The sequence below is a fragment of the Sanguibacter sp. 25GB23B1 genome (assembly GCF_040012415.1).
Lineage (GTDB): Bacteria > Actinomycetota > Actinomycetes > Actinomycetales > Cellulomonadaceae > Sanguibacter.
Window position 1 is genome coordinate 41,044 of record NZ_JBDYKL010000031.1, and the last position, 16,514, is coordinate 57,557.

Here is a 16,514-nt window from a genome sequence, read left to right on the forward strand (position 1 = left end):
TGACCTGCGCCACGCCGCGCCGATCCGCCTAGTCTGCAAACGATTGCGGTCATCCGTCAAGTCATCGATACGCAATCGTGATCGGGTGCCGTCGTCCGCCGTTCGACACTGCGAGCGTCGAACGTTCCGTGGGGAAAGTGAGGGCTTGTGCTTCAGCGGCTCCTCAGGGCACGATGGGCTGCAAACGATCGCAGTCTGTTTCAACGAGGAGGCGGACTTGACTGCACAGCATGCTCAGACCGGCACGATCCCCACGAGCACCGTCCCGACGAGCGTCCCGGACGGGCTCGAGGAGCCCTGGACCCTGCACGAGGACCGCGCGCTCCCGGCGGACCCCACGACGCGACGTCTGGCGCGCGAGATCTACGGGGAGACGAAGCACCTGCCCATAGTCTCGATGCACGGCCACGTCGAGGCGCAGGTGCTCGACGAGGACACACCCTTCGGGGACCCGGCCGAGCTCTTCGTCATCCCTGACCACTACCTCGTCCGGATGATCGTGTCCCAGGGCGGGTCGGTCGACCAGATGGGCGTCGCACCGGCCGACCCTGCGAGCAGCATCGTCCCGAACCCCGACCACAGGGACATCTGGCGGCGCTTCTGCGCGAGCTGGAAGCTCTACCGCGGCACCCCCACGCGATACTGGATGGAGCACGAGCTCGTCGAGGTCTTCGGCATCACGCAGCGGCCGTCCGCCGAGACGGCCGACGCGATCTACGACCAGCTCGACGCCGCGCTGCGGTCGCCCGAGTTCCGGCCGCGAGCGCTCTTCGAGCGGTTCAACATCGAGACGCTCGCGACCACGGACCCTGCCTGGAGCGGCCTCGAGCACCACGCGTCGCTCGCCGCCCAGGGCTGGGGCGAGAAGGTCATCCCGACCTTCCGGCCGGACCCGCTGCTGCACCTCGACGGTCATTCGTGGACGGAGAGCGTCGCGAAGCTCTCGCAGGCGTCCGGGATCGACGTGACCGGCTACGCGTCGTATCTCGACGCACTGCGCCAGCGCCGCCAGGCCTTCATCGCGGCGGGTGCGCGGGCCACGGACCACGGGCACTTCCTCGCCGACACCACCCCGCTCTCCGACGCCGAGGCGAACCGGATCTTCGACCTCGCCCTCTCCGGGGCCCAGGTCAGCGCGGCGGAGTCGCAGGCGTTCAGCGGCCACATGCTCTTCCAGATGGCCGCGATGTCCGCCGAGGACGGTCTCGTCATGCAGCTGCACCCGGGCGTCCTGCGCAACCACGACCGGGCGATCCTCGAGACGTTCGGGGCCGACAAGGGCTACGACATCCCGGTCCGGGTCGAGTACGCCCGCGCCCTGCGCCCGCTCCTCGAGGCCTACGGCCACCACCCTGGACTGCGCCTCATCGTCTTCACGATCGACGAGACGGTCTACTCCCGGGAGCTCGCGCCGCTCGCCGGCGTCTACCCGGCGATGAAGCTCGGCGCCCCGTGGTGGTTCCTCGACTCCCCCGACGGCATGCGACGCTTCCGCGACACGGCCACGGAGACGGCGGGCTTCTACAACACGACCGGTTTCGTCGACGACACCCGGGCGTTCGCGTCCATCCCGGCGCGCCACGACCTCTCGCGGCGGATCGACGCGGGCTACCTCGCCCGCCTCGTGGCCGAGCACAGGCTCGACCTCGACGAGGCTGTCGAGACGGCTGTCGACCTCGCGTACACCCTCCCGCGGGAGGCGTACGCCCGACGCTGACGCGTCGCCCCGTCGCGTCGCGAGCCCATCGGTGCCCCGCGTCCCACCGACAGCCCACCCCGCCCCTCTCGGCCTCGCGCCACCACCTCCTGGAGCACCCGTGCAGATCACCGATGCCGCCGTCGTCATCACCAGCCCCGGCCGGAACTTCGTCACGCTGAAGATCACGACGTCGGACGGGGTCGTGGGCCTCGGTGACGCGACGGTCAACGGCCGCGAGCTCGCCGTCGCGAGCTACCTCACCGACCACCTCGTGCCCATGCTCATCGGGCGCGAGGCGGACAACATCGAGGACACGTGGCAGCTCCTCTACCGCGGCGCCTACTGGCGGCGCGGGCCGATCACCATGGCCGCGATCGCTGCGGTGGACATGGCGCTGTGGGACATCAAGGCGAAGGTCGCCGGGATGCCGCTGTACCAGCTGCTCGGCGGCGCGTCGCGCACGGGGGCACTCGCCTACGGGCACGCGTCCGGCACGGACCTGCCAGCGCTGTTCGACTCGATCCGCAACCACCTCGACCTCGGCTTCACGGCCATCCGCATCCAGACCGGCGTGCCAGGGCTGGGCCAGATCTACGGCATCGGCTCCGACCAGGCTGCGGGTCAGCGCTACGACTACGAGCCGGCCAGGCGCAACATGCTCGACGGCCGTCCGATGCCGGTCGAGGAGGTCTGGGACACCCGGGCGTACCTGCGCCACGTGCCGACCGTCTTCGAGGCGGTCCGCAACGAGTTCGGCCCCGAGCTCCCGCTCCTGCACGACGGCCACCACCGCATGTCCCCCATCCAGGCGGCGAAGCTCGGCAAGTCCCTCGAGCCGTACGACCTCTTCTGGCTCGAGGACTGCACGCCCGGCGAGGACCAGACCGCCCTGCGTACCGTCCGCGAGCACACGACCACACCGCTCGCGATCGGCGAGGTGTTCAACTCCGTCTACGACTACCAGACGCTCTTCACCGAACGCCTCGTCGACTACGTGCGGTCCGCCGTCACCCACACGGGCGGGGTCACGGCGATGAAGAAGCTCCTCGACTTCGCCGCGATCTACGGCGTGAAGTCCGGCATGCACGGACCCACCGACATCTCGCCGGTCGGCATGGCGGCCGCCCTGCACCTGGACATCGCGATCCACAACTTCGGCATCCAGGAGTACATGCAGCACAGCGCCACGACGCTCGAGGTCTTCCGGACGAGCTACACCTTCGAGGGCGGGCTCCTCCACCCCGGCACCGCCCCGGGCCTGGGCGTCGACCTCGACGAGGACGCCGCCGCCGCGTTCGAGTACACCCCGGCCTACCTCCCGGTGAACCGCCTGCGCGACGGGACCGTCCACGACTGGTGAGCCCCCCAGACGGGCTGACGGCGGCTGGTCCCGGCCTTCGCCCCGGTCTTGGCCACCCGGTCGGCCCGGCGGGGCGTGCTCTTGAGGACCATGCGTGCTCACCAGTGCACGTCCCACCCTCGAGAGCACGCCCCATCGGGTGCGCGGGGTCGCAACCGCTCCGCTGCGTGTGCCGAGGGTGCGTGTGAGGATGGACGATGACCTCGTCTCCCGATCCTCAGAGCCTCGAACCGTCCGCCGTGCTCCTCGAGCGCCAGCGCACGCTGACGATCGACCTGCAGCGGGTGCTCGACGACCTCCAAGAAGTCCGTGACGCGCGCGGCGGCCAGTCCGACGACGACGAGCACGACCCCGAGGGCGCGACCATGTCCTCGCAGTGGTCGCACGCCATGGGCATCCGCGCCGACCTCGAGGCCCGGCTCGGCGAGGTGGACCGGGCGCTCCTGAGGATCGAGGAGGGCACCTACGGGTTCTGCGTCCAGTGCGGCACGCCGATCCCAGGCGAGCGCCTCGCGGCTCGCCCGGCGGCGGACCGCTGCGTGCACTGCGCGTCGTCCGAGGTCAGGTGACCGTCCCCAGCTGCCACGGGATGAACTCGTCCTGGCCGAGGTCGAGCGACTCGCTCACGGACTCCTTGCCGGAGGCCACGGCGAGGATCTCGGCGAAGATCTCCCGGCCGACCTCCTCGACGGTCGCGGTGCCGTCGACGATGCGCCCGCAGTTGATGTCGATGTCCTCGGCCTGGCGGGCGTAGAGCTCGGAGTTCGTCGCGAGCTTGATCGACGGTGCGGGCTTGGCGCCGAGGACCGAGCCACGGCCCGTCGTGAAGCAGATGATCGTCGAGCCGCCGGCGATGAGGCCGGTGACGGAGACCGGGTCGTAGCCCGGGGTGTCCATGAAGCAGAAGCCCTTGGCGGTGATGCGCTCGGCGTACTCGTAGACGGCGACGAGGTCGGCCTGACCGCCCTTGGCCACCGCCCCGAGGGACTTCTCGAGGATGGTCGTCAGACCGCCGGCCTTGTTCCCGGGCGACGGGTTGTTGTCGAGCGAGCCGCCGCCCTCGGCGGCGTAGCGCTGCCACCAGTCGATGCGGCGCAAGAGCTTTCGCCCCACCTCTTCCGTGACGGCCCGACGCGTGAGCAGGTGCTCGGCACCGAACACCTCCGGGGTCTCGGCGAGCACGGACGCGCCGCCGTAGGAGACGAGGAGGTCGGACGCGAAGCCGAGCGCGGGGTTCGCGGTGATGCCCGAGTACCCGTCGGAACCGCCGCAGTTGAGGCCGAGGACGAGCTCTCCCACGTCGCACGTCTCGCGTCGCCGGGAGTCGATCTCAGGGAGCATCTCGTGGATCGCGGCCACGCCCTGACGCACGGTGGAGCGGATGCCACCGGACTCCTGGATGGTCAGGTGCTTGAGCACGGTGTCCGGGGAGAGCTCGAGGCCGTCGATGAGCGAGCCGACCGCGATCATCTCGCAGCCGAGCCCGACCACGAGGATGCCGGCGAAGTTGGGGTGCTCCGCGTAGCCCTTGAGGGTGCGGACGAGCATCTGCGCGCCCTCGCTCACGGGGACGAGACCGCAGCCGGAGGAGTGCGTGAGGGCCATGACGCCGTCGACGTTCTCGTAGTCGTCGAGCAGCGGGCCGCGGAACTGGTCGGCGATCATCTTCGCGGTGCTCGCCGAGCAGTTCACCGAGGTGAGGATGCCGATGTAGTTGCGCGTGCCGACGCGACCGTTCGCCCGGCGGTAGCCCTCGAAGGTCGGGCGCGGACCGGGGGGCGCGACGAGCTCGTGGTGCACGGTGGCGAACTCGTGCTCGCGCTCGGCGAGGTCCATCCCCAGGTTGTGCGCGTGGACATGCTGGCCGGGTGCGATGTCGCGCGTCGCGACCCCGATGGACTGACCGTACTTGCGCACCTGCGACCCGCTCGCGAGGGCGCGGACGGCGACCTTGTGGCCCCGCGGGATGCCGGGCAGGTCACGGATCGTCACGGCGACGTCGTCGTCGGCGCGGAGCAGGAGGGCGGCGCCGGCGGGCACGCCGGGGGCGAGGTCGAGGAGGCTGGTCGGCATGGGGCTCTCGATCGGTCGGGCTGCACGGTCTCGGACGATGCTGTCGATGGGCATCAACCACCGTGCGGAAACGTTTACATGCTAGCGTCCACCGTACCTGCTGAACCCCTCGCAGGACAGTGCCCGCCGCGCGCTGCACTCACCGGGAGACCACCACATGGACCTCGAGCCACCGGCACCGGCACCCGCGGGCCGCTCCGGGCGCACCACCCGCACCAGCACGTCCGGCGTCACCATCCGCGACGTCGCCGCCGCCTCGGGCGTCTCGATCGCGACCGTCTCCCGCTGCTTCAACGGCGGCGACCGCGTGCTGCCGCAGACCCTCGAGCGGGTGCACGCAGCCGCACGCGAGCTCGGCTACACCCCGTCCCGCACGGCCCGCGGCCTCGTCACGGGGCGGACGGCGAACATCGGCGTCGTGCTCCCGGACGTCACCAACCCGTTCTTCGCGCCCGTCCTCGCGGCGGTCGAGTCCGCCGCCGAGTCACAGGACCGCGGCGTGTTCATCGGCGACAGCCGCGAGGACCCGACGGCCGAGCTCCGCATCGCCCAGCGGATGGCCAGCCAGGCGGACGGCATCCTCCTCGTCTCGAGCCGCCTGCCCGACGACGCCGTGCGCGCCCTCGCCGCACGCGTCCCGGTCGTCCTGGCCAACCGGGTCGTCGACGGGATCGACAGCGCCGTCATCGACGTCGAGCCCGGTCTCACCGCCGCCGTCGCCCACCTCGCCGGGCTCGGGCACGAGCGCGTCGTCTACCTCGGTGGGCCTGCGGGCTCGTGGTCCGACGCCCGCAAGTCCGACGCGCTGAGCGCTGCCGCCCGCGCGACCGGGCTGCACCTCGACGTCTGGGGTCCGCACCGGCCCACCTTCGCAGCCGGACGTGCGGTCGCCGACCGCCTCGTCGCCGAGGAGGTCGGTGCGGTCGTCTGCTACGACGACCTCGTCGCCTTCGGCGTCCTCTCCCGCTGCACCGAGCTCGGCGTCCCGGTTCCCGAGGCGCTGAGCATCGTCGGGTGCGACGACGCGCTGGACACCGGCATGGCGCGACCGGCCCTCACGACCGTCGCGGGCCCGTCCGCCCAGATGGGCCGCGACGCCGCAGAGCTCCTCCTCGCCCGGATGACGACGCCGACCCGCGACGCCGAGCGTCGCGTCGTCCGCTCACGGCTCGTCGTGCGGAGCTCGACCGGTCCTGCGACCGAGCCCGGCGACCTTGACCGGCTCGCTCTGCCCTGATGGAACGGCCCAGGTCGCACTAGGGTGAAGGTCGACCGAGAGGGACGTCGATGACACCGCAAGACGCCGCGGACCAGACCGAGCGCACCGTCCGCACCGGCACGCTGCCCGGGTGGGACGAGGTCGAGACGCTCACGCGCGAGGCGCACGAGAGGTACCGCTCGACCACCACCGGCACCGTCGCGTCGTACATCCCCGCCCTCGCCGACGCCGACCCGGACCTGTTCGGCATCTGCGTCGCGGAGGTGGACGGTGAGGTCCACGGGGTCGGGGACGTCGACCACGCGTTCTCCATCCAGTCGATCTCCAAGGCCTTCGTGTGGGCGCTCGTGTGCGAGCAGCAGGGCCACGAGCAGGTCCTCGAGGTGGTCGGCGTGGACAGCACCGGGCACGCCTTCGACTCGGTCATGGCTCTCGAGCTCCACGACGGCCACCCACGGAACCCCATGGTGAACGCGGGAGCGATCTCGACGACGTCGCTCGCTACCGGCTCGACCCCTGACGCCCAGTGGGCCGCCATCCAGGAGGGCCTCTCGCGCTTCGCGGGCCGCGAGCTCGAGCTCGACGCCGACGTCTACGCGTCGGAGTCCGCGTCGAACCAGCGCAACATGGCCCTCGCCCTGCTCCTGCAGACCTACGGTCGGCTCGACGAGGACCCCGAGTCCGTCGTCGACGTCTACACGAGACAGTGCTCGCTCCTCGTGACCGCGCGGGACCTCGCCGTCATGGGTGCGACCCTCGCCGACGGGGGCGTGAACCCCGTGACGCGGGAACGCGTCGTCTCCGCCGAGGTGTGCCGGGACACGCTCGCCGTGCTCGCGTCGAACGGGCTCTACGAGCGGTCCGGTGAGTGGCTCTTCGAGATCGGCCTCCCGGGCAAGTCCGGCGTGAGCGGCGGCATCGTGTCCGTCGCGCCGGGCAAGGCCGGCATCGGGACGTTCTCACCGCCCCTCGACGAGGCGGGCAACAGCGTCCGCGGACGGCGCGCGAGCGCGCACCTCAGCCGCACGCTCGGCCTCGACGTCTTCGCGTCGGCGCCGTACCGGCACCGCTGACGCGTCACCGCCACGCCGGCCGTCGACCGCGGGTCACAGCGCCTTCGAGAACCAGTGGTCCGCGTACGGTCCGTCGTTGAACGCCTCGACCTCCTCGTACCCGAGCTTCGCGTAGAGGCCCCGCGCCTCGACGAGGTCGGCACGCGTGTCGAGGCGAAGACGTGCCAGCCCGGCCGCGCGCGCCCGGTCCTCCAGGTGCCTCACGAGCGCGACGGCGACGCCGGTGCCGCGCTCGGGAGGGGCGACGAACACGCGGGTCAGCTCTCCGACGCGAGCGTCCACGAACCGGATCCCGCCACAGCCCACTGCCCGCGACCCGCGACGGACGACGACGAAGAGACCCGTCGGTGCGACGAGGTCGTCGCTCGGCTCGTCGGCCATGGCCTCGTCGATCTCGTCGTCTGAGGTCTCGCGGTCGTGATAGCGCGCGACGACCTCCCGGTAGTACTGCCAGAGGATCGCGTTCGCTTGGGCCGAGCCAGGGTTCACCTGCTCGACATCGATCGGTGTCAGGGGTTTCACAGACACGACGGTAGATGTTCGCCGTACAGTAGGAGCGTGTTTCACCGCGATATCCGTCAGGCCAGCCCGCTCTGCCCCGCCAACCGACTGTGCGAGATCGGCCGCGAGAGCCGAGCCCACCGGCGCCGCTGTCCCGAGGCGCACCGTCGGACGGCCGCACAGGGCTCGGTCCCCGTCCGTCACGCCACCGCTCTGCGACGCACGTCCGTCTGCCTCACCGTCTTCGCGATCGGCGCGCTCAGCGCGTGCGGTGCGAGCCCCGAGCCGGTGTCCGGGACGAGCACGGCCGAGGACGGCACGCTCACCGTGGCGGTCGACATCAAGGACATGAAGTTCCACCCTGCCGTCGTCGATGTCGAGCCCGGAACCCGCGTGGTCGTCACGGTGCGCAACAGCGACGGCATGCCGCACGACCTGTTCTTCGACGACGACCAGAGCACCGATCTCCTCAGCCGCGACGAGACGGCGACGATCGACCTCGGTGTCGTCGACGAGACCCTCGAAGGCTGGTGCACCGTCACCGGCCACCGTGCTGCGGGCATGACCCTCACGCTCAAGGTCGGATGACCCGCACGACTCAGAGCCCCGCCTCGCGGTAGAAGTCCTCGATGTGCCGTCCGACGGCTGCGCTCGCCGTCGTCGGGTCCCCGGCTTCGATCGCGGCGAGGATCGTCCGGTGCTCGGCGCGCAGCCGGTCGGCCGTGCTCGGCCAGTCCGTCAGCCGCGCGGTCCCGGCCATGACGTAGTCCTGGATCGCTCCGCGCAGCCCGAGCATGACGGCCTCGACGAGAACGTTCCCCGAGAGTGCCGCGAGCAGGACGTGGAACGCGGCGTCGAGCTCGTGGAACCGCACCTCGGTGAGCCCGGGGGTGTCCATCTCGTCGAGCAGGGCACGCGCTCCCGCGACGGTCTCGCCCGCCTGCGCGTCCAGCGCCACCCGCGATGCTGCCTGCCCGACGGCCCACGTCTCGAGGAGCGCGCGCAGCGCGACGACGTCCCGGACGGGGAGCGTCCCGGCGGCGAGGTGCAGCCGCATCGCGGAGCCGAGCCCGGCAGCGGGATGGTCGATGACGCTCGCCCCCGAGTCGGGCCCGGAGCCGACCGCCGTGCGGACGACGCCCATGGCCTCGAGCACGCGGATCGCCTCGCGCACCGACGGCCGGGACACCCCGAGCTCCTCGGCGAAGGCGCGCTCCGCGGGCAGCCGCTCGCCGATCGCCCAGCGCCCCGCGGCGAGGTCGGCCTCGATCCGGGCGAGCACTACTTCATGGGTACGCACGCGGCCAGCGTATCGCCGCGCACGATGTGCGAGGCTCGTACGTTGAGAGCACGGGGCCGCGTACTGGCACCCGACACCACCTGAGATCCGGAGAACGATGAGTACCACCACGAACGCCCTGTCAGCCACCGGCCTCGTCGCCGGCTACGGGACCACCCCGTCGGTCCGCGGGGTCGACCTCACGGTCGCACCGGGTGGCGGCTCGGTCGGCATCGTCGGCAGCTCGGGAGTCGGGAAGTCCACGCTGCTCCAGGCGCTCACGGGCGGGCTCAAGCTCCGCAGCGGGCGGGTCACCTTCGACGGGCGGACCGTCGGTCGGCTCGGCATGCGGGACAAGAAGCGCTTCGGCGTCGCGGTACGGTCCGTGGCACAGAACGGCTTCGGCGGCCTCAACCCGCAGCAGACGGTCGAGCGCGCGATCGAGGGCGAGCTGACCAAGGCCCGCAAGGCGGGACGCCCGACGGGCGGCACCGCGACCGACGTCCTCGCGCTCATGCTCCTCGAGCCGCGGTTCCTCGGGCGGTCCATCAGCTCGCTGTCCGGCGGCGAGCGCCAACGGCTCGCTCTCGCGGCAGCGTTCTCGACGCGCCCGGACGTCGTCGTCCTCGACGAGCCGACGACCGCTCTCGACCAGTCGCTCAAGGACTCGGTGGTCCGGCGCCTCGTGGAGATCGTCGCCGAGCGCGGCACGGGACTGCTCGTCGCGTCGCACGACCTCGAGCTCGTGAGCCGCGTGTGCGGGATGGTCCACGTGCTCGCGGACGGGACCCTCGTCGAGTCCGGTCGGCCGCAGGACCTCCTGACGAACCCGGTGCACCCGGCGACGCGGGAGATCGCGGACGCGCTCCCGGCTGCGGTGGGCGCCTTCCGCTGAGCGCCACCCTCCGGGCAGCGCCGCATGTGGTCTGACCACATGGGTTATGGTGAAAACCTGTCAGCATCCCCGCTCCAGGAGGACCAGCCCGTGCGCATCGCCCTCGCCGCGACCTGCATCGCCGACGCGATGTTCCCCCAGGCCCCCCGCGCCACGGTCCGCCTCCTCGAGCGCCTCGGCCACGAGGTCGTCTTCCCCACCGCGCAGACGTGCTGCGGGCAGATGCACGTCAACACCGGCTACTTCGCCGACGCGATGCCGATCATCCGCAACCACGTCCAGACGTTCGAGCCGGTGCTCGACGGCGCGTGGGACGCCGTCGTCGTCCCGTCCGGATCCTGCACCGGGTCGATCCGCCACCAGCAGGCGATGGTCTGCCGCCGCCAGGGCGACGAGAAGCTCGCCCGCACCGCGGAGCAGGTCTCCGCGAAGACGTACGAGCTCTCCGAGCTGCTCGTCGACGTCCTCGGTGTCACCGACGTCGGGGCGCACTTCCCGCACCGTGTCACCTACCACCCGACGTGCCACTCCCTGCGGATGCTCCACGTCGGTGACCGACCGGTGCGCCTGCTGCGCGCCGTCGGCGGGATCGACCTCGTCGAGCTCCCCGGTGCCGAGTCCTGCTGCGGCTTCGGCGGCACCTTCGCACTGAAGAACTCCGAGACGTCCGTCGCGATGCTCAGCGACAAGATGTCGGCCGTGAAGTCGACCGGCGCCGAGGTCCTCACCGCCGGCGACTACTCGTGCCTCATGCACATCGGCGGCGGCCTCACCCGCAACCGCAGCGGCGTTCGGACCATGCACCTCGCCGAGATCCTCGCCAGCACACGGGACGAGCCGGTCGTGCCGCCGGTCGCGGGCTCCGACGTCGAGAACCACACGGTCGAGGTGAGCACCCGATGAGCACGTTCCTCGGCCTGCCGAGCCTGCGCTCGCGCGGCGCGCACTCCTCCGGCGGCACAGGCGTGCTCCCCGAGCACGCGCCCGTCGGATCCGACGTCCCGCACCCCGATGCACCGCTGCGCTGGGGCACGACGTTCCCCGACGCCGCCCGGGCGGCCCTCGGCAACACCCAGCTGCGCCGCAACCTCGCGCACGCCACCTCGACGATCCGGGACAAGCGGGCGGCCGTCGTCGGCGAGGTCCCCGACTGGGAGGAGCTCCGCGACGCGGGCGCCGCCATCAAGGCCCACGTCATGACGAACCTGCCGGACCTGCTCGCCCAGTTCGAGGAGGCGTTCACGGCGCGCGGCGGGACCGTCCACTGGGCGCGCGACGCCGCCGAGGCCAACCGCATCGTCGCGGACCTCGTCAAGGCCACGGGCGAGACCGAGGTGGTCAAGGTCAAGTCCATGGTCACGCAGGAGATCGGCCTCAACGAGGCGCTCGCCGAGGAGGGCATCGCCGCGTTCGAGACGGACCTCGCCGAGCTCATCGTCCAGCTCGCGGACGACATGCCGTCGCACATCCTCGTCCCCGCGATCCACCGGAACCGCTCCGAGATCCGCGAGATCTTCCTCGAACGGATGGAGCACACGCCCGAAGGCATGACCGACGCCCCGCGCGAGCTCGCGATGGCGGCGCGGGCGCACCTGCGTCGCAAGTTCCTCTCCGCCAAGGTGGCCATCAGCGGCGCGAACTTCGCGGTCGCGGAGACCGGGACGCTCACGGTCGTCGAGTCCGAGGGGAACGGGCGGATGTGCCTGACGCTCCCCGAGACCCTCATCACCGTCATGGGCATCGAGAAGATCGTCCCGACCTTCGCGGACCTCGAGGTCTTCATGCAGCTCCTCCCCCGGTCCTCGACCGGGGAGCGCATGAACCCGTACACCTCCCTGTGGACGGGAGTGACGCCCGGTGACGGTCCGCAGGACGTCCACCTCGTCCTGCTCGACAACGGCCGCACCCGTGCGCTCTCCGACGACGTCGGCCGCGCCGCTCTCACGTGCATCCGGTGCTCGGCGTGCCTCAACGTCTGCCCGGTCTACGAGCGTGTCGGCGGGCACGCGTACGGCTCCGTCTACCCGGGCCCGATCGGGGCGATCCTCACCCCGCAGCTCACCGGCAGCACCGGGCACTCCGACCCGAACAGCACCCTCCCCTACGCGTCCACGCTCTGCGGCGCGTGCTACGAGGTCTGCCCCGTGAAGATCGACATCCCCGCGCTGCTCGTACACCTGCGCGCCAAGTCCGTCGAGGAGGACAGAGCACGAAACCGGCCCACCGCGTGGGGCGCGGCGATGAAGGCCGCGTCGTTCGTCATGGCCGACGCGGGCCGCTTCGCGACAGCCGAGAAGGGGCTCGCGCTCGGCCGGATCGTCGCCGGACGATCGGGCCGCATCTCGTCGCTCCCGTTCCCCGGCTCCCTGTGGACGGAGGCGCGCGACCTGCCCGCCCCACCGAAGGAGACCTTCCGCAGGTGGTGGGAGCGCACGCACCCGGACACGTCGGACGGAGAGCGCTCGTGAACGCGCGCACCGAGATCCTCGGTCGCGTCCGCCGCGCCCTCGAAGGTGTCCGCGGCCACCAGGCCGCAGAGGTACCGGTCGTGCGCGACTACCGACTCGTCGGCGACCTCGCCCCGGGCTCGTCCGAGGCGATCGACGTCCTCGTCGACCGCCTCGACGACTACAAGGCGCACGTCCACCGCGTCGAGACGTCAGAGACGGTCACCGCGCTCCTCGGCGAGATCCTCGCGGAGACGACGAGCGTGGTCGTGCCGCCCGGGCTCGAGCCGCACTGGCTCGACGGGCTCACGTCGGGGACCACCGTGCGCACCGACACGGTCGACGCGCCCCTGTCAGCGCTCGAGCTCGACGAGATCGACGCCGTCGTCACCGCAGCCCGCGTGGCGGTCGCCGACACCGGCACCATCGTGCTCGACGGCTCCCCCGACCAGGGGCGACGCGCCATCACGCTCGTCCCCGACGTCCACGTGTGCATCGTGCGCGCCGACCAGGTGGTGCACTCCGTCCCCGAGGGCGTGACCATCCTCGCCGCGCACCCCGAGCGCCCGCAGACGTGGATCTCCGGGCCGAGCGCCACGAGCGACATCGAGCTCTCCCGCGTCGAGGGCGTCCACGGGCCCCGGACGCTGCACGTCGTCATCGTCGGCTGAGCGGGCCTCAGGCCCTCCGACCGAGACGGGCGAGGGCACGCGTCGCACGGTCGGCGGTCGGGTCGACGTCGACCGCGGGCTTGCAGATGCCGTCCATGTGGAGGGCCTCGCCGAAGCTCTCCGCGCCGGAATCGATCGCGTCGAGCTCGGCGTCGGTCAAGCCTGCGTCCAGCCCGGCGGCCGTCGCGACGTCCCAGCGGTGGACGATCATGTCCCACACGTAGAACTGGCTGAACGTGTCGCCGATCGTCGTCGGACCGAAGTGGCCGTCGAAGGCGGTGGCCGGCACTGCGGGGTCCGCGAGGACGTCGAGCACGCGGCGCGAGTGCTCGGTCCAGGCCGCCGCAGGGTCACGGTCGATGTCCGGGGCATCCCCGGCGTCGAGGTCGTGCCGCGCGAGAAAGTCCCGCTGGGTCTCGACGAGGTGCCGCACGACGTCGCGCGCCGCCCACCCCTCGCAGGGAGACGGTCGGGACCAGGCGTCGCCCGCGTCGGGTGCACCGGCTGCGACGGCGTCGAGCACGGCCGTCAGCGGACGGTTCGCGGCCTCGTACCGGGAGAGGGTGTCGAGCCCCGCGCGGGGAGCTGGCGGAGCGGTCGGTGTGCTCGGGTCGGTCGGGGTGCCCGTCGTGGTGTCCATGGCTCGAACGTACGTCGTGCGGCACGCTGGGTCTTGATGAAACCCGACAGCGCACCTCCGCCACGGCGCAGGGGAGGTCCATCGTCCGACAGGCCGGTCCCGGTGGACCCGATCGAGCGTGCCCACCTCAAGGACCCGCGCGACTCGTCCCACCAGATGTTCCGGTACGCGGCGCCGGCCGAGCTCGCGGGCCTCCTCGAGCGGTTCTGGATCCCCGTGTGGTCCGTCCCCCCGGGGAGCGAGGCCCCGCAGAAGGTCTTGCAGTACCCGGTGTGCCTCATGGTGGTCACACCGGAGTACGCGCGGTTCTACGGCGTGGTCTCCGGCCTCTCGACGACCACGCTGACCGGCGAGGGGTGGGCTGTCGGACTCATGCTCGCGCCCGCGGCTGGGTACCTCGTCGCGCGAGCGCCCGTCGCGACGTACACCGACCGGTTCGTCGACCTCGCGGAGGTGCTGGGCGACGGTGCCACCCCGCTCGTCGCGCAGGTCCGCGCCGCGATGCACGATGCCCCTGCCTCGCCCGCCGCACACCAGGAGGCGATGGACGCGTTCGGCACCACGCTGCGACCGTTCCTCCCCGTCGACGACGAGGGCCTGCTCGTCAACCGTCTCGTGAGCTTCGTCGAGTCCCGCACCGACGTGACCCGCGTCTCGCAGGTGTGCGAGGAGCTCGACCTCTCCGAGCGGGCGCTGCAACGCCTCGTGCACCGTCGGATCGGTCTCACGCCCAAGTGGCTCATCCAGCGCCGACGGCTCCAGGAGGCAGCTCAGCATCTCCGCGACCGCACCGCCTCGCTCAGCGAGGTCGCCGCGCTGCTCGGCTACGCCGACCAGGCCCACTTCGCCCGCGACTTCTCCCGGGTCACCGCGATGACACCGGGTGAGTTCTCGGCGCGCCACGCCCCCTGACCTGCCGAACCGGACAGACGGTGCCAAACTCGTCATCAAGAGAGATCCACGAAGTCCTCATGTCCTGCCACCTTCGTCCGATATAGGTGGCAACGGGCGGTGCCGCCCGGTGCCGGTCGACACTCCTGACCGGCGGCTCGTCAACCCGAGAGGCTCGTCCGTGCGTCCCGTGCACCGCACCCGTCCCGCCCGCACCGCGACCGTCCTGGCGCTCTCGTTGCTGGCATTCACGCTGTCTCCGGTCGCGCACGCAGCGCTCCCCGCCGACACCCCGGACCCGACGAGCACCACCGAGCCTGCCGCACCGACGGAGTCCACCCCGCTCCCGGGCGAGCCCGCGCCTTCCGCAACCCTGCCGTCCGACCCGGCGCCGACCGAACCAGTACCGTCCGACCCCGCAGCGGATCCCGCCGCGCCGGCGAACCCGGCTACTCCGACGGACCCCGCCCCGGTCCCCGATCCCACCGCACCGGCGGTCGTGCCGGACGCAGCCTCACCGGACGCCACAGCCACTCCCGCCCCGGACCCGTCGTCCGCCGAGCCCGAGGCGCAGTACATCGTGCTCTACACCGACGGGACGGACGTCGACGCCGAGGCGGACGAGCTCCGTGCCGACGGCACCGTCGTCGAGCAGACGTTCACGGAGGCTCCCGCCGCAGTCGTCACGCTGACAGCGACCGAGGCCGACACCCTGGCCACGACAGCAGGCGTGGAGGCCGTCGAGCCCGACTCGGTCATCAGCGCGCTCGCCACCCAGCCCAACGCACCGTGGGGCCTCGACCGCATCGACCAGCGGACGCTGCCCCTGTCACGCACGTTCAGCCCCCCGAGCGCGGCCACCGGTGTCACCGTGTACGTGCTCGACACCGGCGTGACCTCGGCCAACGTCGAGTTCGGGGGTCGTGTCACCGCCGGCTGGACGGCCATCGCCGACGGCCGCGGCACGCAGGACTGCAACGGGCACGGGTCGCACATCGCCGGGACGATCGCGGGCAGCACGTACGGCGTCGCGAAGGGCGCCACGATCGTCCCCGTGCGCGTGCTCGGGTGCGACGGCAAGGGCACCCTCTCCGACCTTCTCGCCGGGATCGACTGGATCACGGCGCAGCACGGACCGGGAGCACCAGCGGTCGCCAACCTCAGCCTGGGCGGTGTCACGAGCCCGACCCTCGACACCTCGCTCCAGCGGATGATCGAGGACGGTGTCACGGCCGTGGTCGCCGCGGGCAACGACTCGGTCGACGCGTGCAGCGTGTCGCCGGCACGCGTGCCGCAAGCCATCACGGTCGCGGCCTCTGACTCGGCGGACCGCCAGGCGTACTTCACCAACATCGGGGCCTGCGTCGACCTCTACGCACCGGGCGTCCTCATCCCGTCAGCCGGCCACCTCTCCGCGACGGCGACCGCGACGAAGTCCGGCACGTCGACCGCCGCGCCCCACGCCTCCGGTGCTGCGGCGCTGCTCCTCGCAGAGAACCCCGCGATGACGCCCGCTCAGGTGGCGGCGACGCTCGTCGGGCGCGCGACCCCCGGCGTGGTCGTCGGAGCCACGGGAGGCACACCGAACCGGATGCTCTACGTCCCGCCGGTCGTCAACGCCACCCCCATCGGCGCGATCGACGTCGCCCGAGCCTCCGGCCCCGACACGATCCAGCTCCGCGGCTGGGCCCTGGACCCCGACACCACCGACCCCATCGACATCCACGTCTACGTCGGCTCCACCGTCACACCCGTACGAGCCGAGC

The 16,514-nt window shown here is 71.7% G+C and carries 16 protein-coding genes; 12 read left to right on the top strand and 4 right to left on the bottom strand.

Annotated features, from left to right (window positions below; translation table 11 throughout):
* Positions 1-247: 247 nt before the first annotated feature.
* The 3 genes from uxaC (at position 248) to ABKW26_RS15600 (ending at position 3,628) form a co-directional block, all read left to right on the top strand.
* Positions 248-1,717 carry a glucuronate isomerase gene (uxaC, locus tag ABKW26_RS15590; RefSeq protein ID WP_348594819.1) on the top strand — a complete coding sequence of 490 codons (1,470 nt, stop codon included), beginning with the start codon at positions 248-250 and terminating at the stop codon, positions 1,715-1,717.
* Positions 1,718-1,817: 100 nt separating this feature from the next.
* A complete protein-coding gene (gene manD / locus ABKW26_RS15595; protein WP_348594797.1) occupies positions 1,818-3,059 on the top strand; it encodes a D-mannonate dehydratase ManD in 1,242 nt (413 codons plus the stop codon).
* 197 nt (positions 3,060-3,256) lie between these two features.
* Positions 3,257-3,628, top strand: a complete 372-nt coding sequence (locus tag ABKW26_RS15600) for a TraR/DksA C4-type zinc finger protein (protein WP_348594799.1) — start codon at positions 3,257-3,259, stop codon at positions 3,626-3,628.
* Here ABKW26_RS15600 and ABKW26_RS15605 read toward each other — a convergent pair.
* Complete coding sequence (locus tag ABKW26_RS15605; RefSeq protein WP_348594801.1) at positions 3,621-5,132, bottom strand: altronate dehydratase family protein; 1,512 nt, start codon at positions 5,130-5,132, stop codon at positions 3,621-3,623. The two genes, ABKW26_RS15600 and ABKW26_RS15605, sit on opposite strands and share 8 nt — an antisense overlap.
* Positions 5,133-5,289: 157 nt before the next feature.
* Between ABKW26_RS15605 and ABKW26_RS15610 the strand changes: the two genes are divergently transcribed.
* Together ABKW26_RS15610 and glsA are read left to right on the top strand one after the other, a co-directional pair.
* Positions 5,290-6,369 carry a LacI family DNA-binding transcriptional regulator gene (locus tag ABKW26_RS15610; protein ID WP_348594803.1) on the top strand — a complete coding sequence of 360 codons (1,080 nt, stop codon included), beginning with the start codon at positions 5,290-5,292 and terminating at the stop codon, positions 6,367-6,369.
* Between the two features lie 50 nt (positions 6,370-6,419).
* Entirely contained in the window at positions 6,420-7,424 is a 1,005-nt protein-coding gene (glsA, locus tag ABKW26_RS15615; protein WP_348594805.1) for a glutaminase A, read from the top strand.
* Positions 7,425-7,457: 33 nt separating this feature from the next.
* Here glsA and ABKW26_RS15620 read toward each other — a convergent pair whose 3' ends face one another.
* Entirely contained in the window at positions 7,458-7,946 is a 489-nt protein-coding gene (locus ABKW26_RS15620; RefSeq protein ID WP_348594807.1) for a GNAT family N-acetyltransferase, read from the bottom strand.
* 36 nt (positions 7,947-7,982) lie between these two features.
* Between ABKW26_RS15620 and ABKW26_RS15625 the strand changes: the two genes are divergently transcribed.
* Positions 7,983-8,513 (top strand): cupredoxin domain-containing protein, encoded by a 531-nt coding sequence (locus ABKW26_RS15625; RefSeq protein WP_348594808.1) that lies wholly within the window; start codon positions 7,983-7,985, stop codon positions 8,511-8,513.
* 10 nt (positions 8,514-8,523) lie between these two features.
* Here ABKW26_RS15625 and ABKW26_RS15630 read toward each other — a convergent pair whose 3' ends face one another.
* Complete coding sequence (locus ABKW26_RS15630) at positions 8,524-9,225, bottom strand: FCD domain-containing protein (protein ID WP_348594810.1); 702 nt, start codon at positions 9,223-9,225, stop codon at positions 8,524-8,526.
* A 97-nt stretch (positions 9,226-9,322) separates the two neighbouring features.
* On the opposite strand from ABKW26_RS15630, the gene ABKW26_RS15635 reads away from it, so the two are divergent.
* The 4 genes from ABKW26_RS15635 to ABKW26_RS15650 all read left to right on the top strand — a co-directional run bounded on the left by ABKW26_RS15635 (position 9,323) and on the right by ABKW26_RS15650 (position 13,217).
* The gene (locus ABKW26_RS15635) at positions 9,323-10,099 is read left to right on the top strand and encodes an ATP-binding cassette domain-containing protein (RefSeq protein WP_348594811.1); all 777 of its coding nucleotides are present in this window, start codon (positions 9,323-9,325) and stop codon (positions 10,097-10,099) included.
* A gap of 90 nt (positions 10,100-10,189) precedes the next feature.
* Entirely contained in the window at positions 10,190-11,002 is an 813-nt protein-coding gene (locus ABKW26_RS15640) for a (Fe-S)-binding protein (RefSeq protein ID WP_348594820.1), read from the top strand.
* Positions 10,999-12,567 (top strand): LutB/LldF family L-lactate oxidation iron-sulfur protein, encoded by a 1,569-nt coding sequence (locus ABKW26_RS15645; protein ID WP_348594812.1) that lies wholly within the window; start codon positions 10,999-11,001, stop codon positions 12,565-12,567. The genes ABKW26_RS15640 and ABKW26_RS15645 overlap by 4 nt, the downstream gene beginning before the upstream one ends.
* Positions 12,564-13,217, top strand: a complete 654-nt coding sequence (locus tag ABKW26_RS15650) for an LUD domain-containing protein (RefSeq protein WP_348594814.1) — start codon at positions 12,564-12,566, stop codon at positions 13,215-13,217. Before ABKW26_RS15645 ends, ABKW26_RS15650 begins: the two co-directional genes overlap by 4 nt.
* Before the next feature lie 7 nt (positions 13,218-13,224).
* On the opposite strand, the gene ABKW26_RS15655 is transcribed toward ABKW26_RS15650, so the two are convergent.
* The gene (locus ABKW26_RS15655; RefSeq protein WP_348594815.1) at positions 13,225-13,857 is read right to left on the bottom strand and encodes a maleylpyruvate isomerase family mycothiol-dependent enzyme; all 633 of its coding nucleotides are present in this window, start codon (positions 13,855-13,857) and stop codon (positions 13,225-13,227) included.
* 102 nt (positions 13,858-13,959) lie between these two features.
* Between ABKW26_RS15655 and ABKW26_RS15660 the strand changes: the two genes are divergently transcribed.
* Positions 13,960-14,769, top strand: a complete 810-nt coding sequence (locus ABKW26_RS15660) for a helix-turn-helix domain-containing protein (RefSeq protein ID WP_348594816.1) — start codon at positions 13,960-13,962, stop codon at positions 14,767-14,769.
* A 160-nt stretch (positions 14,770-14,929) separates the two neighbouring features.
* On the top strand, positions 14,930-16,514 hold a 1,585-nt coding region (locus tag ABKW26_RS15665; RefSeq protein ID WP_348594817.1), incomplete at its 3' end, for a S8 family serine peptidase.